The following is a 25,190-nucleotide window of genomic DNA, read 5'->3' on the forward strand; positions in this document are numbered from 1 at the left end:
TTAATTATTCATTCTTCATTATTAATTATCCTTCAGCTGCACCTGCTCCATTCTGGGTGCAAAAAAGTGCATGATCACCCAGGCCAGCAGGTAAGCAAATCCGCAGATGACGAACAGGATGTTATACCCAACATTCACATCGCCCAGCGCTTTGTAATGGTCCAGCATGAAGCCTACCAGCAAGGGAAACAGCATACCGCCAATAGAGCCCGCCATACCGCCGATACCTACCACGGAGCTTACCGCGTATTTAGGGAACATATCGGATACCGTGGTGAAAATATTTGCAGACCAGGCCTGGTGTGCAGCTGCAGCCAAACCTACCAGGGACACGGCTACCCACATGCTATCCGTGTATTTGGTAAGCATAATGGGTACTACGCAAACCGCAAAAAGTAACATAGACGTTTTACGTGCCTTAAATACCGGCCATCCTTTCTTAATAAGGAAAGAGGATAACCAGCCGCCGCCAATGCTGCCAATGCTTACCATGGTATAAATGATAATGATGGGCAAGCCATAGCTGGCTTTCATATCTACATTAAACGCGGAGGAAATATAGGAAGGCAGCCAGAAAAGGAAGAACCACCATACCGGGTCAGTCAGCAGCTTACCAAATACAAAGGCCCAGGTCTGGCGGATGGTGAATAGCTTTAACCAGCTGATCTTGCGGGTTTCGGCATCCGGGCCGGCCTGGTGTTCTTCATTATCGCTGTGAATATATGCGTATTCTTCTTTCGTTACCCGTTTGCTTTTAGAAGGTGTATCATATAAAATGAACCAGAAGATCAGCCACAAAAAACCAATGGCGCCGGTCCAGATAAAGGCGCTTTGCCAGCCCTGTACCTTAGCGATCCAGTACACCAGTGCCGGCGCAATCACCGGTCCCAGGTTGGCGCCGGCATTAAAAATACCAGTTGCCAATGCCCGCTCTTTCTTGGGAAACCATTCTGCAGTGGCCTTAATGGCGGAAGGGAAGTTACCTGATTCACCCAGGCCCAGGGCCACACGTGCTATCCCAAAACCTAAAGTGGATTTTGCCAGTGCATGCGCCATGGCAGCCACACTCCATACGATCAGGGAAATGGTATAACCTAATTTGGAACCAATTTTATCTACCAGCCCGCCAAAGGCTAGCAGGCCCAGTGCATAGGCAGCTGAAAAAGCGATCACTATATAGCTGTAATCAGATTCTGTCCAGTGGAACTGTATTTCCAGGTCTCCTTTTAACAAACCTATCACCTGCCGGTCAATGTAGTTAATGGTAGTAGCAAAGAAAAGCAGCGTGCAAATAACCCAGCGATAGTTTCCGGTTTTTGTGGAATTCATTCTAATAAATTTGGAATTTATGAGCAAACGGTGTTTGAACACTCAATTTAGTGCAATGCTTTCACAAATGCAAACGTTTGCACCACTTTGGCTTTCAGCGCACTCCAGTCTTTGCTGTCAATCACCTGCTTTGACAATAAGTTAGAGCCCATGCCTACACAAACCACGCCGGCCTCAAACCAGGAGGCTATACTTTCCTTGGTAGGCTCTACCCCGCCGGTAGGCATAAATTTGGTATTGGGAAACAGCGGTTTAATGGATTTTACAAAACCAGGCCCCAGGATATTACCGGGGAACAGCTTTACCAGCGGGGAATCCAGCTTTTCTGCCACTGCAATTTCAGAGGGTGTCATACAACCGGGTATCCAGAGGATGTTCTCTTTTTTGCAGCACTCCCCAATTTCAGCATCGGTGATAGGGCTTACAATAAAATCAGCGCCCTGCCCTACAAAGGTTGCCGCATCTGCCGCATTTTTAATAGTGCCAATGCCCAGATACATATCCGGCATGCTTACCAGCTTCTTATCGCGCATAGCGGCAAAATTACGGCTGGCATGCTCTCCCCTGTTGGTGAACTCAAACACGCGGATACCACCTTCATAACAAGCCTGCATTACTTCTATACAAACTGCTTCATCATCATGGTAAAATACCGGTATTATCCCGCTGCGCTCAAAGGCTGCTATAATAGTGGATGGTTGAGGTGCCATATTAAATAAGTTTTAAAATATCTTCTTTACTGGTTTGGTTAAAGTCGCCTTTTATGAACAATTTAGACCAGGCAGCGCCGGCAGCAAAGGAAATGAGCTTTTGTGCATCAAAACCCTGCAGCAGCCCGTGTATAAGGCCCGCCATAAAACTATCGCCGCTGCCTACGCGGTCTACCACCTCATTGGTTTCAACCTGTTTGGAAACGGTTTGCTGCCCGTTATGATAGTAGGTAGCATAATACAGGTTATGGGTAGGCCCGTTGGAGAAGCGGAAGGTAAAGGCCACATGTTTACAGCGTGGGTACTTTTCCGTTATTTCCTGCGCTACTTTAATAGCCTGTTCCAGGTATACTTCCTTTTTGTCCTGCTCCAAAGCCACCGTATCCAGGGTAGTATCCAGCATGTTATGCGCTGCCCATATGTTGCCCATTATTACATCACAATACTGCACCAGCTCCGGCATTACCTGGAATGGTTTGGCGTATTGCCATAATTTATTGCGGTAATTCAGATCAGTAGAAATGGTGAGGCCCTTGCGGCTGGCAGCTTCCAGGGCTTCTTTACAAACCTTTGCAGCTTGCCCGCTGAGCGCGGGTGTAATAGCGCTCCAGTGAAACCATGTAGCATCTTCCAGCAATTCATCCCAGTTTACGGTGCCGGGTTCCAGCTGGCTAAAGGCGGAATATTTACGGTCATACACTACCTCTGCATGTTTCAGGTCGCTGCCCTGCGCCAGGAAATAGGCGCCTATACGGTCGCCACCCCACAGCATACGGTCGGTAGTAATGCCTGCTTTTTCCAGCTGCTGCATTACCTGCTTGGAGAGGCCGTTTTCAGGGGCTTTGCTAATGTAGGCTACTGGCGTGCCCCAGCGTGCCAGGGAGGCAGCCATATTAGCCTCTGCCCCGCCTATGTATAATGCCGAATTATGTTGCTCCCAGTCAGGGGAAAAGCGGAATAACAACTCTCCGTACGATATAACTTTTACTGGTTTCATTAAAAATTAAAGTATGCTTTTGCATTATTGTAACAAATATCCTGCACCATTTTACCCAGCCAGGGAATATCAGATGGCAGCTCCCCGTTCTCTACATCATTTCCTATAAGGTTACACAAAATACGTCTAAAATATTCATGACGGGAATAGGAAAGAAAACTTCTGGAATCTGTCAGCATCCCAACAAAGCGGCTCAGCAGTCCCATGTTGCTTAATACATTCATTTGTTTTTCCATACCGTCTTTCTGATCCAGGAACCACCAGCCGCTGCCAAACTGCATTTTACCGGCCACCGTACCATCCTGGAAATTGCCTGCCATGGTGGCAAACACTTCGTTATAAGACGGGTTCAGGTTATAAACGATGGTTTTAGCCAGCTTATTCTTTTTATCCAGCCCATCAAAAAAGGCCGACATACTCTCCGCTACCTGCCAGTCGCCAATGGAATCCACGCCCGCATCTGCACCGATCTGTTGTAACAAACGGCTGTTATTATTACGGATGGCCCCTACGTGAAATTGCTGCACCCAGCCTTTTTCATGGTTCCACTCACAAATAAAATGCAGGGTGGCGGCTTTGAATTGCACCGCTTCTTCCGTGCTCACGGCCTTGCCTGCACGTAGTTTGGCAAAAATACTTTCCAGGCCGGCAGTAGTATACGCCGCTGCGTAAAAGGTGCTGATGCCATGGTCAGACAAACGCCCGCCCGTGGCATGAAAATAATCGTGCCGGCTGCGCAGCGCATCCAGCAAGGCCTGGTAGCTGTTAATATCTTTATTGGCAGCAGCCGCCAGCTTATCCATGTAGGCATTAAATGCAGCAGCATCTTCTACTGCCATCGCTTTATCCGGCCGGAAGGTGGGTAACACTTTTACCCCTAAATTCTTTTGCTGTATGGCTTTATGATGTTCCAGGCTATCGCAGGGATCATCGGTCGTGCACAAGGCATTTACCTTAAAATGCTGCAGCAGGGCCTGGGCGGTCCATTGCGGCAGCTGTGCGTTGCAATGATCATAAATTTCCTTTGCCGTATCTGCATTCAGCTGTTTGGTTATGCCAAAAGGATTTAACAGCTCCATATGCGTCCAGTGATATAAAGGATTGCGCATGGTATAAGGTACGGTAGCCGCCCAGTGTTTGAACTTGGTAAAATGGTCGGCGCTGCCGGTAATAAATTCTTCTGCTACACCGTTGGCGCGCATGGCCCGCCATTTATAGTGATCACCCTGCAGCCACATAGCGCTCAGGTGCTCAAACTGCCGGTTGGCGGCAATTTCATCCGGCGCCAGATGGTTATGATAGTCAATAATGGGCATGCTGCTGGCATACTCATGAAATAAACGTTGGGCCGTTGCTGTTTGTAACAAAAAATCTGCTGATAAGAATTGCTTCATACGTGAAATTTAATTACGAATTGTCAATTACGAAATGCGAAGCATTCATGAATGCCGCTGAAAGTAATTGTGATATGAATAATTACGAATTAAAGGCAGCGGAGATCATCTTTTATTCAATGCTCTGCACGCATAATCCACTTTCATAATTGTTCAAATTCATAAAATTTATTTAATGCCATTCCCGAAGTGTGTCCCAATTCGTAATTACTTTGTTGCCGCCTTACGCAGGCCATCCGCATACACCAGCGTGCCTTCCTGCATCATTCCCAGCAGGTGCGCGCTTACAGTTTCCGCAAAGCCTGGCAGCTGGTTAAGGTCAGCTTCCCACAGGCGGGTATCGGATATTATTTGTTGTACAAGCTGGGTAACAGCTGCGCTGTCAGCGGTTTTCACCTCTTTCCAGTAAGCGGCAAAAACAGCGGCGTTATCATCTGTAATTACATATTGTTCTGTGCCGCGGGCGCCAAAGAACTTACCGCCTTCTTCCTTCACGGGGCGCAGGAACAGCAGCATGGCGGCAAAACCCAGACACATGGCCGGCGGCAATGTATGTTTGCGTTCATAATAACGCAGCAGCGTGCGCACATTACGGGCATTCATTTTGGAGCTTTCCTGGAATGTAATGCTAATGAGCTTATGCGCAATATTGGGATTGGCAAACCGGTCCAGCACATCCTGTGCAAAGTTATCGGCATGCGGACAAATATCCTGTATGGTAGGCAGTATTTCCTCCATCACTACGGTACGGAAAAAGCTGTGCATATAGGAATGCTCCATACACTCGTACACCGTGTTCAATCCCCCCAGGAATGCCAGCGGTACGGAAATGGTATGGCTGCCATTCAAGATACGTAATTTCTGCTCCCGGTAGGGCGTAATGCTGGGTGCTATCAGCATGCGCGCATCTGCTTCATGAAAAGAAAGCCGTTGTTTAATATGCGCATCCCCTTCTATAGCCCATAACAGGAAAGGTTCTGCATCAATCCACAAACTATCTGTATACCCGGCTTTCTCCTGCAGTGTTTCCAGCTCTTTGGGTTTACCGGGTACAATACGGTCAACCAGTGAATTACAGAAATTGTTATTGTTTTTTATCCATTCTATAAATGCTGCCGGCAGCTGGTTAAAGGCGGCCAGCTGTAATACGATCTCCTGTAATAAACGCCCGTTATCCACTACCAGCTCTGTTGGCACGATCACAAAACCTTTGTCCACGCTGCCTTGAAAATACTGGAAACGCTCCCACAGCACCGCCAGCAATTTACCGGGAAAAGAGGCCGGCACTCCGTCGGAAATATTCTCTTCCACATACTGGATCCCTACTTCCGTAGTATTGGAAATAATCACCCGCAATTCAGGCTGGTGTACGGTTTCCAATACCTTCGCCCAATCTGCATTCGATTGCAAAACACGGCTAATAGAAGCGTTTATAAGGGTGCGGTTAATTTTCTCGCCCTGGGCTACGCCTTTGATATGCGTGGTGTACAAATTATCCTGGGAAGAAAATTCTGTGGTTGGGCCATCTGTAGATTTCACCACCACTACCCTGCCTTTGAAAATGCCTTGTTTGTTGGCTTTGTCTATCAGGTAATCCACCAATCCTCTTAGCAACACACCGGTACCAAACTGCAATACTTTTTCGGGGTAGTTAAGATATTCCTTTGAGATATGGAGATCAGGCCGGCTTAACACATATTCGCTGTTTAATATAGGCAACATGGAACTAATTTATAATATTTAATACTTTACCCGCTAATATAGGCTTCCATTTTAAGATTTTATAATAAAAAATGATGAAATGCTGATGGCTGAAGGCTCTCTCTATGCCCCTATCACTACTATCAATAACCTGCTGCCCGCCAATGGCAGGATTTTCTTTAACTTTGCAGCCTTACACGAACTACTATGAGCAGAAACGGCAAAGTGCTGGTGGCCATGAGCGGCGGTATCGATAGTACGGTTACCGCGCTGATGCTGCACGAGCAAGGATATGAAGTGATCGGCATTACGATGAAGACCTGGGATTATGCATCTTCCGGCGCCAGTAAAAAGGAGACCGGCTGCTGTAACCTGGATTCTTTTAACGATGCCCGCGCAGCCGCCGTACACCATGGTTTCCCGCATTTTGTGCTGGATATCCGGGATGAGTTCGGGGACTTTGTGATCAACAATTTTGTAGATGAATACCTGGCAGGCCGCACCCCTAATCCCTGCGTGCTTTGCAATACCCATATTAAATGGCGGGCGCTCCTGAAAAGGGCCGATGCTATGGACTGCGCACTTATAGCCACCGGCCATTACGGGCAAATACGGCAGCATAACGACCGTTATGTGCTTAGCAAAGGCATTGATGACCTGAAAGACCAGAGCTATGTGTTATGGGGCCTGCAGCAGGATGTGCTGGCCCGTACCCTGCTGCCATTGGGTAAATACCGTAAAACAGAGATCCGCCAGATGGCGTTTGACTTTGGCTACCCCGAGCTGGCTAAAAAGGCAGAGAGCTACGAGATCTGTTTTGTACCGGATAATGACTACCGCGGTTTCCTGAAACGCCGGGTAGATGGGCTTGAAGAACAGGTGAATGGCGGCAATTTTGTGCTGAAGGACGGCACCATTGTAGGCCAGCATAAGGGTTATCCCTTTTACACCATTGGCCAGCGTAAAGGGCTTGATATTGCCCTGGGCCGCCCCATATACGTAACCAGCATTATCCCGGAAACCAATACTGTGGTGCTGGGTGAAGAAGAGGACCTGCAACGGAGCGAAATGCGGGTAGCCGGTATTAACATGGTTAAATACGACCATATCCCTGAAGGGATGGAAGCCACTACCAAGATCCGTTATAAGGATAAAGGCGCCCTGAGCAACCTGTATCATACAGATAACGGGCAGATCGGCGTTCGCTTTTACGAACAGGTGAAAGGCATTGCCCCCGGGCAGTCCGCCGTGTTCTATGAAGGGGATGATGTAATAGGCGGTGGTATCATTCAGCGCTTATAATCATAGCTGATCCAACAAGAATGTAAAATGTAAAATTTTAAGTCCTAAATATAAAAGGGGAATGCAGCGGATAACGTCTTCACTGCATTCCCCTTTTACATTTGAAATTTTATATTTAGGATTTTACATTCTTTCAGCCCCTTTGTGTTTCCAAGGTTACCCCTCCCTCCGATACTTATCCGGTTTTTCCTTTTTTTCTTGCCTTTTTTAGCTTTTTGGCTAGATAAGATGGTACTATGGGCGCACTCGTGCGACTATTACCGTCCCGCAGTGCACTGCGGGAGCATGAACCTTTATTGATTATAAACCAAAAACAAAGAACCGTCTATGAGAACCCGTTCTACCCGACGGCACGGACTTCCACGCCGTGCACCGTACCTGTACCTGTATTGTTCCGTTTTACTGGTAGCACTCTGCCTGAGTATGCAAACGTTTGCGCAACAATTATCAAGACTCCGCCAAAGCGGCACACGTATCATCAATGAAAGTAATCAGGAAGTTATCCTCAAAGGCGTAGGCCTTGGTGGATGGATGCTTCAGGAAGGTTACATGATCAAACCTTCATTTTCCGGTGGTGGCACCCAATGGTCCATCAAAAAAAGATTGTATGACCAGGGCCAGACCGATGCGCAGGTAGAAGCCTTCTACCAGAGCTGGCGTAACAATTTCATTACCAAAGCAGACATTGATTACCTGGCCTCCCAGGGATTCAACTGCGTGCGGCTGCCACTGCACTATGAGCTGTTCCTGACCAGCGCCCAGCGCGCGGTGCGTAACAGCGTGGCCCGCAACTCAGGCAATTACAACACGTATGTAAGCAACCTGACCTCCTGGTACAACAGCAACCAGCTGTTTAATGATGCTAACCTGGAAGGGTTCCGCCTCACAGACAGCCTGCTGAAATGGACCGCTGCCAACAACATGTACGTGATCCTGGACCTGCACGCCGCACCCGGCGCACAAGGCACAGACGCTAACATTTCCGATGCCCTGGTAGGGAATGATCTGTGGAACAAACAGATCTACAAGGACATGACCGTTCGCCTGTGGCAGCGCCTCTCCACCCGTTACATCAACAACAACGGCGTGGCTTTTTATGACCTGATCAATGAGCCGAACAACGTGCCGGACAACCGCACGATCCATGACCTGTTTGAGCGCCTGATCAATGCTATCCGCGCACAGGGCGATGATCACCTGCTCATGATCGAAGGGAACGGATGGGGCAACAACTACAATTACATGGAGCCCTTTACGTTCAGCAACCGCTCTAACCTGGTGTACAACGCCCACCGTTACTGGATCACCAACTCCACTACGGAAACCAATGGTGATGTGAACCAGATCAACCTGATCGCCAACATGGTAAACTTCCGCAACACCAACCAGGTACCTGTTTGGGTAGGCGAAACCGGCGAAAGCGACAACAACTGGTTAAGCGAAAACATCCGTGCGCTGAATTCAAAAGGTATTGGCTGGTGCCACTGGACGTACAAACGTTTTGACACCCAGGAAAATGCCGCATTAATGCACATTAACCCGCCCTACCTGATGGATGGCGCAGGCAACATGGCAGCAGTGCTGAACAGCATCAAGTTTGCCAATTGTGTAAAGAACAATGGCACCATTGCAGCCGTAGCACCCGGCATACAGCCGCCTGCATCAACCGGCCCTATTGGTAAAACCATCTGGCTGAAAGGTTTTAACGGCCAGTATGTAAGCTCTGAGAACGGCACACAGGCTATGAACTGCAACAGGCCTACTGTACAGGGCTGGGAACAGTTCCTGGTAGGCGATGGCGGTAATGGTAAAATTACGCTGAGCAACCAGGGAAAATTTGTTTCTTCTGAGAACGGAGAACAGGCCATTACCTGCAACAGGGCTACTGCGCAGGATTGGGAAAAATTTGACTGGATCAAAAATGCCGATGGCACCATTTCCCTGCGTGGCAGCAATGGGCTGTATATCTCTTCTGAAAATGGCACACAGGCTATGACCTGCACCCGCACTGGCATACAGGGCTGGGAAGCCTTCAGCTGGGGTGAGGTAAGCGCTGCAGCTGTTGCCGCAGCAGCGGTTGCTAACAACTTTAAAGTAGTAGGTTATATGCCTTCCTGGGCTGGTAATGTAGATCCGCAGTCTGTTCAGTACAGCAAGCTAACGCATATCAACTACGCCTTCCTGCTGCCCAATTCCAACGGCAGCCTGCAGCCTATTGAAAACCCGGGCAAGCTGCAAAGCCTGGTGGCCAATGCACATGCTAAAGGCGTGAAAGTAATGATCTCCGTTGGTGGCTGGAATAATGGCAACGACGGTGGTTTTGAAGGATTGGCTGCCAACAGCAGCACCCGCACCACTTTCGTGAACAACATGATCGCTTTTGTAAACCAGTACGGCCTGGATGGTGTGGACATTGACTGGGAATACCCTGACAATGGCACCTCTGCCAATAACTACCTGGCATTAATGACACAGCTTTCCAATGAAATGCATAACCGTGGTAAACTGCTTACTGCTGCGGTAGTAGCAGTAGGCGGCAGCAGTATTGTAAATGGCGTATTCTCCGTAGTGGACTTCCTGACCATTATGGCATATGATGCCAATAATGCTAATCACTCCACTTACGATTATGCAGTGCAATCCCTGAACTATTGGAGAGGCCGTGGCCTGGCTAAAGAAAAGGCCATACTGGGCCTGCCCTTCTACGCACGCCCCAGCTGGGATGGTTATAATACCCTGCTGGCTAACGGCGCCAGTCCTAATGCCGATGTATTTAACGGTAACTACTACAACGGTATTCCTACCATTAAACGTAAAACCAACCTGGCATTTGACAATGGCGGCGGTGTAATGATGTGGGAACTGTCACAGGATGTTGCTCCTACCAATCCAAACTCACTGGTAACTGCCATCTACCAGGTAGTATTGGAAAGAAGCGGCGACACCAGCAATCCTCCCCCGCCCACAACCGCACCCATTGGTCAAACCATCTGGCTGAAAGGCTTTAACGGTCAATACGTAAGCTCTGAGAACGGTGAAGAGCCTATGAACTGTAACAGACCTACTGTACAGGGCTGGGAGCAGTTCCTGGTAGGCGATGGTGGTAATGGTAAAATTACGCTGAGCAACCAGGGCAAATTTGTTTCTTCAGAGAATGGAGAACAGGCCATTACCTGCAGCAGAACCACTGCGCAGGATTGGGAAAAATTTGACTGGATCGTAAATGCTGATGGCACCATTTCCCTGCGTGGCAACAATGGGCTGTATGTATCTTCTGAGAACGGCACACAGGCTATGACCTGCAACCGCCCTACCATACAGGGCTGGGAAGCCTTTAACTACGGTGTAGTTGGCGCAGCTGCCAGAACAGCTATTGCTGCAACAGCCGTTGCTCCTAAAGAAGAAGCAGTCGCTGCTAAGGCAGGTAGCGCGCTCGTATATCCGAACCCGGTAGTAAAGGGCAGCACCTTTACCGTAAAGGTAGATCAGTACGATGCCAGCAAACCTGTACAGGTAGTGCTGATTGATGTGAACAAAAGGGTAGTGTCCTATCACAAGGCCAGCACCGGTATGCTCAGCATCCCCACCGGCAATGTAGCCAGCGGGTTCTATATCATGACCATCACTAACGGTAAGAACACTTATACCAAAAAGGTGATCATCCAATAACACAACAAAAACACAGCACTGCCGGTCTTTTACCGGCAGTGCTGCTTATACAGTATTGCGAGCTTTACGATCTCTTAATTTAACCTACATCTTATGAAAAATAACCTATGGAATAAAACAGTCCTGCTGTTATTCCTGCTGCTTGCCACATCCTGGCAGGCCTTTTCACAAACACCTTTTAAAGTAGTAGGCTATCTTCCCACCTGGGGCGGCAACGTAAGCGATGTACAATTCACCAAGCTTACGCACGTCAATTACGCCTTCCTGATCCCTACTGCTTCCGGCAGCTATCAGCCCATTGAAAATCCATCCAAGCTGCAAAGCCTGGTGAGCGCTGCACACGCTAAAGGTGTTAAGGTGATCATCTCTGTAGGTGGCGGCGGCGGTGATGTGGGTTTCCGTACCATTGCGCCCAGTGCCGCTATACGCGCCACTTTCGTCAGCAACATGATGACTTTTGTGAACCAGTACAACCTGGATGGTGTGGACATTGACTGGGAGTATCCCAGCGGTACCAATGAGCCGCAGAACTTCCTGCTGCTGATGCAGGACCTGTATAACGCCCTGCATCCCAAAGGCAAGCTGCTGACAGCAGCGGTAATTGGCGAAGGCGGTTCCATGTTTGTGAACGGCCTTTTTCCTATTACAGATTACTTAGCCATAATGGCGTATGACGATAATGATTTTCAACACTCCACCTACGACCTGGCCGTTTCCTGTATGAGCTACTGGTTAGGCCGCGGCCTGCCTAAGGACAAGGCAGTGCTGGGCGTGCCTTTTTTTGGCCGGCCCGGCTGGATAGGTTACAACGAATTGCTTTCGAGAGGAGCCAGCCCCAATGCAGATGTATTTGGTAACATAGGATATAACGGTATACCCACTATTAAGAAAAAAACCAACCTCGCCTATGACAGGGGCGGCGGAATTATGATGTGGGACCTTTCTACAGACGGTGCAGGCGCCACTTCCCTGGTATCTGCCATTCATGAAGTAGTAGCACAAAGAAGCGGTGATACCAGCACACCACCGCCACCCACTACCACTGCGCCTGTTGGCAAAACCATCTGGCTGAAAGGTTTTAACGGCCAGTATGTAAGTTCGGAGAACGGCGAAGAACCTATGAACTGTAACCGGGCTACTGTACAGGGCTGGGAGCAGTTCCTGGTAGGCGATGCCGGCAACGGAAAAATTACGCTGAGCAACCAGGGTAAATTTGTTTCTTCTGAGAATGGCGCTGCCCCTATGAACTGCAACCGGGATGCGGCAGATGGCTGGGAACAGTTTGAGTGGATCGAAAATGCAGATGGTACTATTTCACTGAAAGGCAACAACGGTTTGTTTGTTTCCTCTGAGAACGGTACCCAGGCTATGACCTGTAACAGGGCCACTGCACAGGGCTGGGAAGTCTTTACCTACGGCATAGCAGGTGCAGCTGCCAAAACAGCTATCGCTGCTGAAATTACTACCAAAGAAGCGGAAAGCGCTAAAACAGGTAATGCCGTCGTATATCCCAACCCGGTAGTAAAGGGCAGCCCTTTTACCGTGAAGGTAGCGCAGTATGATGCCAGCAAACCCGTACAGGTACAGCTGGTTGATGTGAACAAACGGGTAGTGTCCTATCAAAAGGCCAGTGCCGGTATGCTCACCATCCCCACCGGCAACATTGCCAGTGGTTTATACATCATGACCATTACCAACGGTAAGCATACGTACACCAAAAAGATCATCATTCAATAAAAAAGCATACACATAGGAACACAGGCCGGGTATTTTTGCCCGGCCTTTTTTATGCCTGCAGCTACATGGAAATCTCAGCCGGAACGCCTAATTTCACATAAATGCCGGCCCATTGTGAAAACATTTTCCTTATCCATTTCCTTTCTTTTTCCCCTATGCCTGCTGCTGGCCGGTATACCTGCCCGGGCACAAACACCCCGCTACGTAATTGCCTTTACAGATAAAAATGGTACCCCTTACCAGCTGAATGCGCCTGCAGCATATTTATCCAGCCGCGCCATTGAGCGCCGCAGCCGCCAGCAAATTGCTATAGACAGCACTGACCTGCCGGTGAACGCGGATTATGTGAATGCTGTACTGCAAGCCGGCAATGTACAATTGCGCTATACCTTACGCTGGACCAACCAGGCTGTTATTGCCACCAATGATGCAACTGCCTTGCTAAAAATACAGCAGCTGCCCTTTGTAAGAACGCTGGTAAAAAGCGCCAACCGGCTGTCGGCGCCAGGTGACCGGCGCAGGCGGGATAGCGTGAGCACCGCCCGTACAATGGGTACTACGGATATTGATTACGGCAGCGCCTATACGCAAATTCATTTACATGAAGGGGAATACCTGCATAATAAGAACCTGAAAGGGAATGGTATGCTGATAGCATTGCTGGATGGCGGTTTCCCTTCTGTAAACAATAACCGTGCTTTTACCTGGCTTCGTAATAACCAGAAAATTACCTATACCCGCAATTTTACAGATGGTACGGCGGATGTATATAATTATAGTGATCATGGCACGCACTGCCTGTCTATACTGGCAGCTAACCTGCCTGGCGAAATAACCGGTACTGCACCGGAAGCCGGTTATGTACTGTTACGCACAGAGGAAACCGGCACAGAACAGCCCATAGAAGAAAACAACTGGGCCGCCGGTGTGGAGCTGGCAGATAGCTTAGGCGTGGACGTGATCTCTTCTTCCCTGGGATATAACACGTTTGATGATCCGCAGTATGATCATACCTATACACAGCTGGACGGCCATAGCCTGGCTATTACACAAGCCGCGGCACTGGCAGTACGCAAAGGCATGATCGTGGTAAATGCAGCCGGTAATGAAGGAAAATCATCCTGGAAATACCTGCTGGCCCCTGCGGATGCAGACAGTGTGCTGACTGTAGGCGCGGTAACCAGCCAGGGACAGGTGGCTAATTTCAGCAGCTATGGCCCTACTGCAGACGGGCGTATAAAACCCGATGTAGCCGCAATGGGGGTAGGTACAGCACTGGTAACCACAGATGGTACTATTACCGGCGGCAGCGGCACTTCTTATGCCTGCCCGGTGCTGGCGGGCTTAGTAACCTGTTTATGGCAGGCATTTCCCCGGCGTACCAACCTGGAAATTGTGCAGGCGGTAAAAGCATGCTCCAGCCAATACCCTGCCCGGGATAACCGCATGGGATACGGCATTCCCAACTTTCATACAGCCTATGATACCTTATTGAAAAGAGAAGCCGGCGATACAGCTTTTATCCGTGAGCAGCTAGCCAACCGCATGATCAAAGTATTTCCCAATCCTTTTACCAATCAGCTGAGCATCTATTATCAATCCACAGCCTCACAACAACCCATTTACCTGCAGCTGATAGATGGCGCCGGGCGGCTTACCCGTACCTGGCAGCTGCCTGCTGTAAGCAATTACGGCTACTTTACCACGCAAACAGGATTGGATAAATTACCGGTAGGTATGTACTACCTGAGATTTGTACAAGGAAATAACAAAGAGGTGGTGAAGCTGGTGAAATTATAATCCATCTTACTTCACCAGCTTAGCCGCAAACATAGTATCCGCGCCAATGTTATAACCGGTAATAATACCGCCATCGCGCCATTGCAGGCCGGTGTGCTCACAAATAAGTTTTACCACCGCTTCATTCTCCTGCTTAAAGGCAGAGCAGGTAATATAGATCAATGAGCCGCCTTTTTTTAACAGCGGTACAACGTTTTCGGCTATACGTTTTTGTAGGTTATGAAAGGTATTGATGCGCGGTTCTTCAAAAAAGTACAGGTGCTCCGGGCTGCGGCCCCAGGTACCGGAACCGGTGCAGGGCGCATCCAGTATAATACCGTCAAACGATCCGTAGTCAAGGGTTTGCGGCGGCACCGGCAGCGTAAGGTCCAGCGCTTTGGTTTCATAGTTTTTAATACCTGCAGTGTAAAACCGCTCATGCAGGTTTTGCAGGATGGATACCCGCACATCACTTACTGTAAGCTGCACACGCGGTTCCTTATCCATTAGCAATAAAGATTTTCCACCACTGGCAGCACAGGCATCCCACCAGCGCTGTCCGGGTTTAGGTGTAAGCAGCTGGCCGGTTTGCTGAGAAGAGGCATCCTGGATCTCGTACCAGTCTTTATTTTTAATAACGGTTTCTATATTAGTGCCGTTGGGTAATGCCAGCATGTCATCCGCCAGCCACTCCCCTGTTATACCAGCCTCTTGTAGTAATGCAGTAATTGCTTCCTGCTTGTTTTTCCGCACGCGGATGAATAAACGGGGCTGCACAAAACAGGCGCTGGTAAAAGCCGCCGCATCTATGCCTTCAGAAAGGGATGCTGTAAAGGGAAAAATATCATTGGGTGTGGGCGATTGCCCGTTAAAGGAAACAGTGGCCAGCTTTTCCGCTACAGGTAAAGTTACCTGCTCATTCCATTCCGGTTTTAACAGGGCCAGTATTTCATTGTGCTGTGTTTCGCACAGGAAAAGACCCAGCAACAGCCGGTCCTTTACAGGCATTTCATTTTTCCACAAATGGCCCAGGCGGTAAAAGGCATATGCCAGCTGCGAGATACAGCGCCGGTCACGGCTGCCCATTTGCGGGTTTTGCTTAAAAAATGGCTTCAGGAAATGGTGTAATGGCAAGCTGCCATCATAAGTGGTAATGATCTTCTCTGCTGATAACAAGTAATTTTCCCAACGGGTCATGGGACAAAGAAAAGTAAAAAAGCAAAAAGCAAAAATTAAAAAGTAGAACCGGGTTTTACTTTTTAATTTTTGCTTTTTAATTTATCAGGAGGATTATAATTTCAGCAATGCTTTTACCGGGTCTTTGCCAAACAGCAGCTGTTCCGGGTTTTCCAGCATTTCTTTTACTCTTACTAAGAAGCTTACGGATTCGCGGCCGTCAACAATACGGTGGTCATAGCTCAGCGCCAGGTACATCATGGGACGTATTACCACCTGGCCATTTACGGCCATGGGGCGCTCCTGTATTTTGTGCATCCCTAAAATAGCAGACTGGGGTATGTTAATGATAGGCGTACTCATTAAAGAGCCAAATACCCCGCCATTGGTAATGGTAAAGGTGCCACCGGTCATTTCATCCATAGTAAGCTTGTTATCACGGGCCTTGGTGGCCAGCTCTACTACTTTCTTTTCAATCTCTGCCATGCCCAGGCTTTCTGCATTACGGATCACCGGTACCACTAAGCCTTTGGGGGCAGATACGGCAATAGACACATCGCAATAGTCATGGTACACCAGCTCTTCCCCGTCTATGTAAGCGTTTACAGAAGGGAACTCCTGTAAGGCAAAACAACAGGCTTTGGTGAAGAAGCTCATAAAACCCAGGTTCACCTCATGCTGTTTTTTGAACACTTCTTTATACTTGGCGCGTATGTCCATGATGTTGGTCATGTCCACTTCGTTAAAAGTGGTGAGCATGGCCGTAGTGTTCTTGGCTTCCACCAGGCGGCGGGATACTGTTTTACGCAGGTTGCTCATTTTCTCCCTGCGGTCGTTGCGGGCAAACAGCTCTTTACCTAATGCCACACCCGGGTTTTGCAGGGCGGCAAAAACATCATCCTTCAATATTTTGCCATGGGCGCCGCTCCCTTTAATGGAGGAGGGATCCACATGTTTATCTGCTATTACAGCGGCAGCCACCGGGGTAGTTTTAATATTATCCGGGATAGCGGTTACCGGCGCCTGTTGGGCCTGCGGAGTTGCCTTAGGCGCTTCAGCCTTGGCAGCAGGTGCTGCTTTACCGGCAGGGCGGGCGGCGTTGGTATCTATCTGGCAGGCCACATCACCTATCTTCAGCACATCGCCTTCTTTGGCTACTCTTTTTAATATACCGGCTTCTTCTGCGTTCAGCTCAAAGGTGGCTTTTTCGGATTCCATTTCGCACAGCATTTCATCACGCTCTACGTAATCGCCATCCTGTTTCAACCATTTTACCAGTGTTACTTCGCTGATGGATTCTCCAACAGTGGGCACTTTCATATCAATAGTTCCCTTATTGGCCGGCGGAGGACCAGCGGGCGCTTGTGGTGCAGGTTCTGCTGCTTTGGCGGCAGCAGCGGCTTCCGGCGCGTTGGCGGATACAGGGGCTACAGCGCCTGCAGGTGCAGCGGCATCTGTATCAATGGTACAGGCTACCGCGCCAATGTTCAGGGTAGCGCCTTCCGGGGCGGCTATTTTCAATACCCCTGCTTTCTCTGCATTCAGCTCAAAGGTGGCCTTTTCCGATTCCATTTCGCACAATACTTCATCCTGCTGCACATAATCCCCGTCTTTCTTCAACCACTTCGCAATTGTTACCTCGCTTATAGATTCTCCTACCGTAGGAACTTTGATTTCGACAACCATTATTTCAGTTTTCTGTTTGCAATAATTCAATTGGGATTTTAGATTTACGATTTCCCACCAAATCTAAAATCTTAAATATTAAACGCCGTTTCAATGATCTCCTGCTGCTCGCGGGTATGCACCTTCGCATAACCGGTAGCAGTAGCAGCGCTTGGGTTACGGCTGATAACGCCGTAGTTCAGCTGCTTCAGGTTCATTTGCAGGTAAGAGGCAGCGCCCATGTTCAGCGGCTCTTCCTGTACCCAGAACCAGGTGGCTCCTTTATATTTCTGGTTAACAGCTTCCAGCTGCGTTACCGGTAAAGGATACAGCTGTTCCAGACGAACAATGGCTATGTCCTTACGGCCTTCCTTCGCTTGTTTCTCGCTCAGGTCAAAGTAAATTTTACCGCTGCAGAACAATACTTTCTTCACCTGGGAAGCATCTGTAATAAACGGATCATCCAGCACTTCTTTGAAACCACCGGTAGTAAAATCTGCCTTGGTAGAGTAAGCACCCTGGTGACGCAGGTTTGCTTTGGGCGAAAAGTTCACCAGCGGTTTGCGGAACGGCCAGGTAAGCTGGCGGCGCAGTGCATGGAAGAAGTTAGCTGCCGTAGTAATATTTGTAACTACAATATTATATTCAGCACAAGCCTGTAAAAAGCGCTCCGGACGGGCGTTTGAGTGGTCAGGGCCACCGCCTTCATACCCGTGTGGCAGCAACAGCACCAGGCCGTTCATGGTGGTCCACTTTTGTTCGGCGCTGGTCAGGTACTGGTCTATTACGGTTTGCGCGCCATTCACAAAATCGCCATACTGCGCTTCCCACAATACCAGGGTATTGGGGTTGGCCATTGCATAACCATATTCAAAGCCCATTACGGCAAACTCACTCAGCAAAGAGTTGTAGATACGGAACTGGCCCTGTTTTTCCTGCAGATGCGCCAGGCGGTTATAGGTAGCGTTGGTGTTTTCGTCAAACAAAATAGCGTGGCGGTGTGAGAAGGTACCACGTTGTACATCTTCCCCGCTCATACGCACATCCTTCCCTTCTACCTGCAGGCTGGCATAGGCCAGCAGCTCGCCGGTAGCCCAGTCTACCTTACCATCTGTTTCATACAGCTTGATCTTATCTTTCAGCAGCTTGTCCACCTTACGTAAAGGCACAAAATCTTTGGGCCATTGCATCAGGCTGTTGAACAGGCGGGTAAAATCTTCTTCTTTAATGGCTGTTACCGGTGATTGCTCAAAGTCCTGCGGAGTGGCTTTGCGCAGGGCGGCCCACCACTGCTCCGGTTTCTGGTGGCTATAAGGCAGGGGATGCTGTTTTACTTCATCCAGCCTTTCCTGCAGCTCAGCCCAGAATACTTTTTGCATATCCTTGGCCATTTCCTGCGCATCTGTTTCACCATTCTTCAGCAGGTACTGGGTATATACTTCCCGCGGATCTGCATGTTTATCGATCAATGCATACAGGCTGGGCTGGGTGAATTTAGGCTCATCGCCTTCATTGTGGCCATGCCTGCGGTAGCAAAGCAGATCTATGAAAATATCGCAATTAAATTCCTGGCGGTATCGGGTGGCTATCTCAGAGATCTTTACCACGGCTTCCGCATCATCCCCATTCACATGGAATACCGGCGCCTGCACAATGGCGGCTACACTGGTACAGTAGTCGGAGGAGCGGGCATCATCAAAATCAGTGGGAAAACCAATCTGGTTATTGATCACAAAATGCATGGTGCCGCCGGTGTAATAGCCTTTCAGATTACTCATCTGCACCAGCTCATATACCACACCCTGGCCGGCTACAGCCGCATCGCCATGGATCAGTATCGGGAATATCTTATCGTAATCACTGTTATAGATCACATCTGCCTTACTGCGTGCAAAGCCGGTTACCAGCGGATCTACCACTTCCAGGTGGGAGGGGTTTGGCAGCAGCTGCAGGTTGATCTGTTTGCCGGCAGGCGTATCTATCATAGAGCGGAAACCCAGGTGGTACTTCACGTCCCCGCTGCCCATAGTAAGGTCCGGGGTAGAGAGGCCTTCAAATTCCGTGAAGATCTGCTCGTAGGTTTTACCCAGGATGTTAGCTAATACGTTTAAGCGGCCGCGGTGGGCCATGCCTATCACGGCTTCCTGTACGCCCAGCTCAGAGGCAGTATTTATCATAGCATCCAGCGCGGTAATGGTGTTTTCACCACCTTCCAGCGAAAAGCGCTTCTGACCTATATATTTGGTATGCAGGAATTTTTCAAAAATTACGCCCTGGTTCAGCTTTTGCAGCACGCGCTTTTTCTTTTCCAGGGGCATGGGCTGGTGCATGGTGTTCTCCATTTCACGCTGCAGCCATTCTACCTTTTTAGCATCGTTAATATAGGTGAATTCCAATCCTACAGGACCGGCATATACCTGTTTCAGCCTGTTTACAATATTTTCCAGGGAAGTTTTGCCCAGGCCTATTACCTGGCCGGCAAAAAATTCGCTTTTGAGGTCCGCATCGCTCAAACCAAAGAAAGAGATCTCCAGGTTGGCCTGGCGGTTCTTTCTTTCGCGGATGGGATTGGTTTTGGAGATCAGGTGTCCTTTTTTGCGGTAGGCCTGTATAAGCCTGTATACGCTCAGCTCTTTATTAAGCTGATCGCCGGATACGGGTGCAGCACTACTTCCTGCCGCCACTGTTGCTGCTCCTGCTTTACCATTTTGAGTAGATACCGCGAAATCAAATCCTTCAAAAAATTTAACCCATTCGGGATCAACGGCCTGAGGATCTTTGCGGTAATCCTGGTATAATGATTCAATGTAAGCAGGGTGCGAGTTAGTGACAAATGAGAAGTCCTTCATTTACAACGAGTTTTGCTTGGTCTTCGGTTCAAATTACTTGTTCTGTTGAAATTTGATACCCATTATAATATTGGATTGCAAATATCGCTTGTTTTTTGTTAAAGCGGTAGTAAAATAATGAATAAATATGCGGATAAAGTAGTACACAAACCGGCTGCCCGGATGCGCCGAACCTCATATATTTTGTAGATTTGTGCCCCGGCAGAAACGGTACATTAATTTTTTGTTTTGAAAAAAGAATATCCGTACCTTTGCCCTCCTGAAACTGAAAATTAAAAAATGGCAAACCATAAAGCAACGAAAAAAGACGTACGTCAGAGCAGAAAGCGCAATGAGCGGAACCGTTACTACGGTAAAACCACTCGTAATGCGATCCGTGATTTGAAAGCGCTGACCGATAAAGCAGCCGCTGAGAAAGACCTGTCAGCAGTTGCCGCTATGATTGATAAGCTGGCTAAACGTAACGTGATCCATAAAAATAAGGCAGCTAACCTGAAGAGCAAACTGGCTAAGAAGGTGAACGTCCTGGCTTAATTCATAGGCACACACTTATTTCTTATACATGGCTCTTCCTGTAAAACAGGAAGGGCTTTTTGTTTTTGCTACTACCGTCATTCCACGCCAGACGGCGTTCAGTCCCAGTCCCAGTCCCAGTCCCAGTCCCAGTCCCAGCTAAATCCGGACTAACTTCCTGCCAGTCAACATTTTTACCGTCCGCCCGCCCCTGCTATGTATACAGGTTATCTGGATAAATCATTATTTTAACCTCCCTGAAATCTAAATCTGACCGATGAGAAAACTGTTGATAGCCGCCGCTTGCAGCTGGCTGATACCCTTGCACACCTTTGCCCAGGACCTGAGCACCCGCTTTGAACGTACCCAGGGCCGGGAAACCGCTACCTATACAGAATGCATAGATTATTACCGCCAGCTGGACCAGCGCTTTCCGCAGATCAAGCTGCTGGAAATGGGGCCTACGGATGCCGGATACCCGCTGCACCTGGCTATTTTCTCCGGCCAGGGTAATTTTGACTTTAACAGCCTGCACCAGCAAAACAAACGTATCATACTCATTAACAATGGCATACACCCCGGCGAGCCTGATGGGATTGACGCCAGCATGCTACTGCTGCGCGACCTGGCCCTGGGTAAAAAACACCTGCCGGATAATGTGGTGCTGGCCGTAATACCCGTATACAATATTGGAGGCGCCCTGAACCGCAGCCCGGATTTCCGGGTAGATCAGAATGGGCCGGATGCCTTTGGATCCCGCGGCAATGCCCAAAATCTGGACCTGAACCGGGATTTTATTAAAGCCGATTCTAAAAATGCCCGCTCCTTTCAGCAGATCTACCAGCTTACAGACCCGGATGTGTTTGTTGATAACCACGTAAGCAATGGCGCCGACTACCAGCATGTATTAACCCTGCTAAGTACCCAGCATAATAAGCTGGGCGGTGTAATGGGCGATTACCTGGAGAAGGAATTTGAACCCGGCCTGTATAGGCTCATGAAAGCCCGGGGGTATGATCTGATCCCTTACGTAAACCATTTTGGGGAAACACCTGACAGCGGCTGGACGCAATATTTCGATGGTCCCCGCTACTCCAGCGGTTACGCAGCCCTGTTCCATACTTTTGGCTTTGTACCGGAAACACATATGCTAAAACCTTACCCACAGCGGGTAAAAGCTACCTATGAGCTGATGGAATGTTTTATACAATTTGTAAGTGAGCATAGCGCTGCCATTAAATCGATCCGCGACCAAACCAAACAAACCGTAAAAACACAAAGCAGCTTTCCGCTGGAATGGAAAACAGATATGAGCCGGCATAGTACCATTACCTTTAAAGGATATACAGCGGGGCACAAACCCAGCGAGGTTTCCGGTTTGCCGCGCCTGTACTACGATCGCAATAAATCCTACGAGCGGCAGATCCCTTTTTACGATATAGCGGAGCCGGGTAATTTTGTGCAAAAGCCTGCAGCATATCTTATTCCGCAGGGCTGGTGGGCCGTGACAGACCTGTTAAAGAATAGTAATGTACAGATGCAGCGCCTGGCACATGATACCACCATCACAGTAGAAGTATATCATATCACCGATTATAAAACAGCTGTCCGGCCCTATGAAAAACATTACCTGCATAGCCAGGTGAAAGTGGCTGCTACACAGGAAAAGATCGCTTTCCGCAAAGGTGATTATTACATTCCTCTAAACCAAAATGCCAACCGTTATTTAATAGAAACCCTGGAGCCTACCGGCGGCGATTCTTTCTTTGCATGGAATTTCTTTGACGCTATACTGGCCCCCAAAGAAGGATATTCCAGTTATGTATTTGAGGATACTGCGGCGGAATATTTACGCCAACACCCGGAAGTAAAAGCAGAACTGGAAAAACGTAAAGCCACTGATACTGCTTTTGCCCATGACGCCAGTGCACAGCTGGATTTTGTATACAACCATTCGCAGTATGCAGAACCAGGATATTTGCGGTACCCGGTATACCGTATAAAGTAAACGCCTCTACGAAAAAGTGTAAATACAGTAATTTATCATTGTTGTATTTACACTTTTTTTATGATCCTACATTTATCATTTTGCCTGTTGTTAGTACGCGCCTAACCACTTAAATTTGAACCAATTACTAACTAATTGTTTGTTATACCGCCGGTGTACATTCTCCCCATGCTTATGATCTTTGAAAGTTTTGCTACACCAAAATCATATCTTATGAATTTTAATTTTTTGTTGCACCGCATTGAAAACACGCATCAACATTTACAGGAAAGCGCTGCAAAAGCAGTGAACCGTTTATTAACCATCCGCAATTGGTTAATTGGGTATTACATAGTGGAATATGAGCAGAACGGGGAGGATAGGGCGAGATATGGAGAAAAGTTGTTTGACAAATTATCTGAAAAACTAAAGAAGGAGAGTTTTTCTCCACGCAACCTTCGTTTATACCGGCAGTTCTATACTACCTATGAACACATCGGGCCTGTTATCAGGGAATACATACCGATTGTAATTTGGCAGACAGTGTCTGCCAAATTGCAATCGGCTAATAATCAATCAGTTGAAATTTGGCAATCACAGATTGCCAAATGTGAAAACATATTTATTGCTCCTCAAAGATTATTGGATAAACTCTCCTTCTCCCATATCAGCTTATTGCTTACCATTTCAGATCCGCTGCAACGTGCCTTCTATGAGCTGGAAACCATTAAAGGCAACTGGAGCGTGCGCGAATTAAAAAGGCAGATCAACAGCCTGTATTTTGAGCGTATGGGTCTTTCAAAGAATAAGGAAAAGCTGCAGCAGTTTATTCATGAAGCAGATATTCCCATAGATCCGGCTGACTTCATTAAAAACATGTACACTTTTGAGTTCCTGGACCTGCCGCAAAAAGCGCTGGTAATAGAAAGTGACCTGGAAGCCGCGCTGCTGGGCAACTTACAGGATTTTCTACTGGAAATGGGCCCTGGTTTTTGCCTGGAAGCAAGGCAAAAACGTATACTCATTGGTGATGAACATTTCTTTATTGACCTGGTATTTTATCACCGCATTTTAAAATGCCATGTGCTGGTGGAGCTGAAAGTAGATGCGTTCAATCATGTGAATGCAGGCCAGCTGAACACTTATCTGAATTATTATAAAGCGGAGGTAATGGAAAAAGATGATAACCCGCCCATTGGTATTTTAATGGTAACCAATAAGAATGAAACATTGGTACAGTATGCCACGGCAGGTATGGATCAAACCTTATTTGTAAAACAGTACCAGGTAAAGCTGCCTTCCAAAGAAGCGCTGGAACAGTTTATACGGCAGGAGCTGCGGTACGCTCCAGCAATATGAAGGTATGCTGATCGCCAAAAAAATGATTGTAAATTAAAATGCGGTTAAGAGTGGCGGGGAATTGTGATACCATGGGAAACCATTGCTGCGGCACCTGCTGCGCTTTCAGCATATGCGCGCCCAGCCACAGCGCAAAGGCGCCGGCCGTTTCATATTCCCCGCACAAATGTTTAAAAGGCAGCTGGCTCACTTGCGGCAAACCCAGATCCAGCTGCCGGTAGTAGTGCTCAAAATTATTATCCCCATTGCGCCCGGTAATCACCAGATCTATATCTTTTGCAGATAATCCGTGCTGGCTTAAAAAGGTTGCCAGTCCTGTTGTTAAAGCAGTAAGTGAAGGTTTGTATAACATTTTTAAACCTGCAACCCGTGCATAACTTTGAGTAGTAGGTGCTGCTGTTAAGGTAAAAAAAACAGCGCCTTCACCAGAGATTGTGCCTGGCGTTAAATGATCATACAGCGCTGCGCTGTTCACCATTTCTTTTTTCCAGTGCCCAATGCGGGATTTAATATAAAAATGCTCAGCAGATATTTCATCAAAAGCGCCGGTAAGCGTGTGCGATGCGCCCTCTTCCAGCAACAGCATACTATCCAGCAGCGCGCTTTCAAAAGAAAAACCGCGATGCACAAAAGTATTGTTGTAGGTAGTAACCTGCTGCTGCACGGCTATCATACCATTTACGGCATTGTAGGTGGATTGGATAAAAGGGGTTGGGTTGAGCGCACGCTCCTCATACTGGCGGATGTCTTTCAAAAAACGTTCTGTATCCTGTAAGCTGCCTTTGCCGGTGCCGGTAACAATAGCGTCCGGTACGCTCAAACCGCTGTCCTGCATACATTTCAGGGCAGTGGTTAAACCCATTTTTAGCAGCCGGCTGATACGCCGCAGGCTATTGGCAGGAATAAATGTTTTATAGTCCGGTTCTGTTACGGCAAATACATTGGCGCCGGTACTCACCAGTGGCTGAGAAAAAAGGTTTCCTTCAAAAGTATGCTGGGGCGTTATAGCCGCCAATCCTTGTA

16 protein-coding genes are annotated in these 25,190 nt (G+C 48.2%); 7 read left to right on the top strand and 9 right to left on the bottom strand.

Translation table 11 applies throughout. The features are described from left to right. Positions 1 to 21: 21 nt before the first annotated feature. The 5 genes from KVT36_RS01505 to KVT36_RS01525 all read right to left on the bottom strand — a co-directional run bounded on the left by KVT36_RS01505 (position 22) and on the right by KVT36_RS01525 (position 6,152). A complete protein-coding gene (locus KVT36_RS01505; RefSeq protein WP_217601734.1) occupies positions 22 to 1,329 on the bottom strand; it encodes an MFS transporter in 1,308 nt (435 codons plus the stop codon). A gap of 47 nt (positions 1,330 to 1,376) precedes the next feature. Beyond that, positions 1,377 to 2,039, bottom strand: a complete 663-nt coding sequence (locus KVT36_RS01510; protein ID WP_217601735.1) for a bifunctional 4-hydroxy-2-oxoglutarate aldolase/2-dehydro-3-deoxy-phosphogluconate aldolase — start codon at positions 2,037 to 2,039, stop codon at positions 1,377 to 1,379. 1 nt (position 2,040) lies between these two features. Beyond that, entirely contained in the window at positions 2,041 to 3,036 is a 996-nt protein-coding gene (locus KVT36_RS01515; protein ID WP_217601736.1) for a sugar kinase, read from the bottom strand. Next, on the bottom strand, positions 3,036 to 4,430 hold the full coding sequence (gene uxaC, locus KVT36_RS01520; RefSeq protein ID WP_217601737.1) for a glucuronate isomerase: 1,395 nt from the start codon (positions 4,428 to 4,430) through the stop codon (positions 3,036 to 3,038). Before uxaC ends, KVT36_RS01515 begins: the two co-directional genes overlap by 1 nt. Before the next feature lie 207 nt (positions 4,431 to 4,637). Continuing rightward, positions 4,638 to 6,152, bottom strand: coding sequence for a tagaturonate reductase (locus KVT36_RS01525; protein WP_217601738.1), 1,515 nt, complete (start codon positions 6,150 to 6,152; stop codon positions 4,638 to 4,640). A 186-nt stretch (positions 6,153 to 6,338) separates the two neighbouring features. Between KVT36_RS01525 and mnmA the strand changes: the two genes are divergently transcribed. From mnmA to KVT36_RS01545, 4 genes are all read left to right on the top strand, one after another. Then, on the top strand, positions 6,339 to 7,433 hold the full coding sequence (gene mnmA, locus KVT36_RS01530; RefSeq protein ID WP_217601739.1) for a tRNA 2-thiouridine(34) synthase MnmA: 1,095 nt from the start codon (positions 6,339 to 6,341) through the stop codon (positions 7,431 to 7,433). Between the two features lie 327 nt (positions 7,434 to 7,760). Then, the gene (locus tag KVT36_RS01535; RefSeq protein ID WP_217601740.1) at positions 7,761 to 11,102 is read left to right on the top strand and encodes a glycosyl hydrolase family 18 protein; all 3,342 of its coding nucleotides are present in this window, start codon (positions 7,761 to 7,763) and stop codon (positions 11,100 to 11,102) included. Between the two features lie 93 nt (positions 11,103 to 11,195). Beyond that, positions 11,196 to 12,839 (top strand): glycosyl hydrolase family 18 protein, encoded by a 1,644-nt coding sequence (locus KVT36_RS01540; protein ID WP_217601741.1) that lies wholly within the window; start codon positions 11,196 to 11,198, stop codon positions 12,837 to 12,839. A 114-nt stretch (positions 12,840 to 12,953) separates the two neighbouring features. Then, complete coding sequence (locus KVT36_RS01545; protein WP_217601742.1) at positions 12,954 to 14,639, top strand: S8 family serine peptidase; 1,686 nt, start codon at positions 12,954 to 12,956, stop codon at positions 14,637 to 14,639. Positions 14,640 to 14,645: 6 nt separating this feature from the next. Here the strand turns inward: KVT36_RS01545 and KVT36_RS01550 are convergent, their stop codons facing one another. The 3 genes from KVT36_RS01550 to KVT36_RS01560 all read right to left on the bottom strand — a co-directional run bounded on the left by KVT36_RS01550 (position 14,646) and on the right by KVT36_RS01560 (position 20,308). Next, the gene (locus KVT36_RS01550) at positions 14,646 to 15,815 is read right to left on the bottom strand and encodes an RsmB/NOP family class I SAM-dependent RNA methyltransferase (protein ID WP_217601743.1); all 1,170 of its coding nucleotides are present in this window, start codon (positions 15,813 to 15,815) and stop codon (positions 14,646 to 14,648) included. A gap of 93 nt (positions 15,816 to 15,908) precedes the next feature. Beyond that, positions 15,909 to 17,480, bottom strand: a complete 1,572-nt coding sequence (gene odhB / locus KVT36_RS01555) for a 2-oxoglutarate dehydrogenase complex dihydrolipoyllysine-residue succinyltransferase (protein WP_217601744.1) — start codon at positions 17,478 to 17,480, stop codon at positions 15,909 to 15,911. A 71-nt stretch (positions 17,481 to 17,551) separates the two neighbouring features. Continuing rightward, positions 17,552 to 20,308, bottom strand: a complete 2,757-nt coding sequence (locus KVT36_RS01560) for a 2-oxoglutarate dehydrogenase E1 component (protein WP_217601745.1) — start codon at positions 20,306 to 20,308, stop codon at positions 17,552 to 17,554. Positions 20,309 to 20,587: 279 nt separating this feature from the next. Here KVT36_RS01560 and rpsT point away from each other — a divergent pair, with 279 nt between their 5' ends. The 3 genes from rpsT to KVT36_RS01575 all read left to right on the top strand — a co-directional run bounded on the left by rpsT (position 20,588) and on the right by KVT36_RS01575 (position 24,167). Continuing rightward, entirely contained in the window at positions 20,588 to 20,842 is a 255-nt protein-coding gene (gene rpsT, locus KVT36_RS01565) for a 30S ribosomal protein S20 (RefSeq protein WP_089917584.1), read from the top strand. Positions 20,843 to 21,098: 256 nt separating this feature from the next. Continuing rightward, the gene (locus KVT36_RS01570) at positions 21,099 to 22,829 is read left to right on the top strand and encodes a M14 family metallopeptidase (protein WP_217601746.1); all 1,731 of its coding nucleotides are present in this window, start codon (positions 21,099 to 21,101) and stop codon (positions 22,827 to 22,829) included. A 213-nt stretch (positions 22,830 to 23,042) separates the two neighbouring features. Continuing rightward, positions 23,043 to 24,167: a YhcG family protein gene (locus tag KVT36_RS01575; protein ID WP_254639787.1), complete on the top strand. Its 1,125-nt coding sequence runs from the start codon at positions 23,043 to 23,045 to the stop codon at positions 24,165 to 24,167. On the opposite strand, the gene KVT36_RS01580 is transcribed toward KVT36_RS01575, so the two are convergent. After that, a complete protein-coding gene (locus KVT36_RS01580; RefSeq protein WP_217601747.1) occupies positions 24,130 to 25,182 on the bottom strand; it encodes a beta-ketoacyl synthase chain length factor in 1,053 nt (350 codons plus the stop codon). The two genes, KVT36_RS01575 and KVT36_RS01580, sit on opposite strands and share 38 nt — an antisense overlap. Positions 25,183 to 25,190 lie beyond the last annotated feature (8 nt).

This window comes from Chitinophaga sp. GbtcB8 (assembly GCF_019091455.1).
Lineage (GTDB): Bacteria > Bacteroidota > Bacteroidia > Chitinophagales > Chitinophagaceae > Chitinophaga.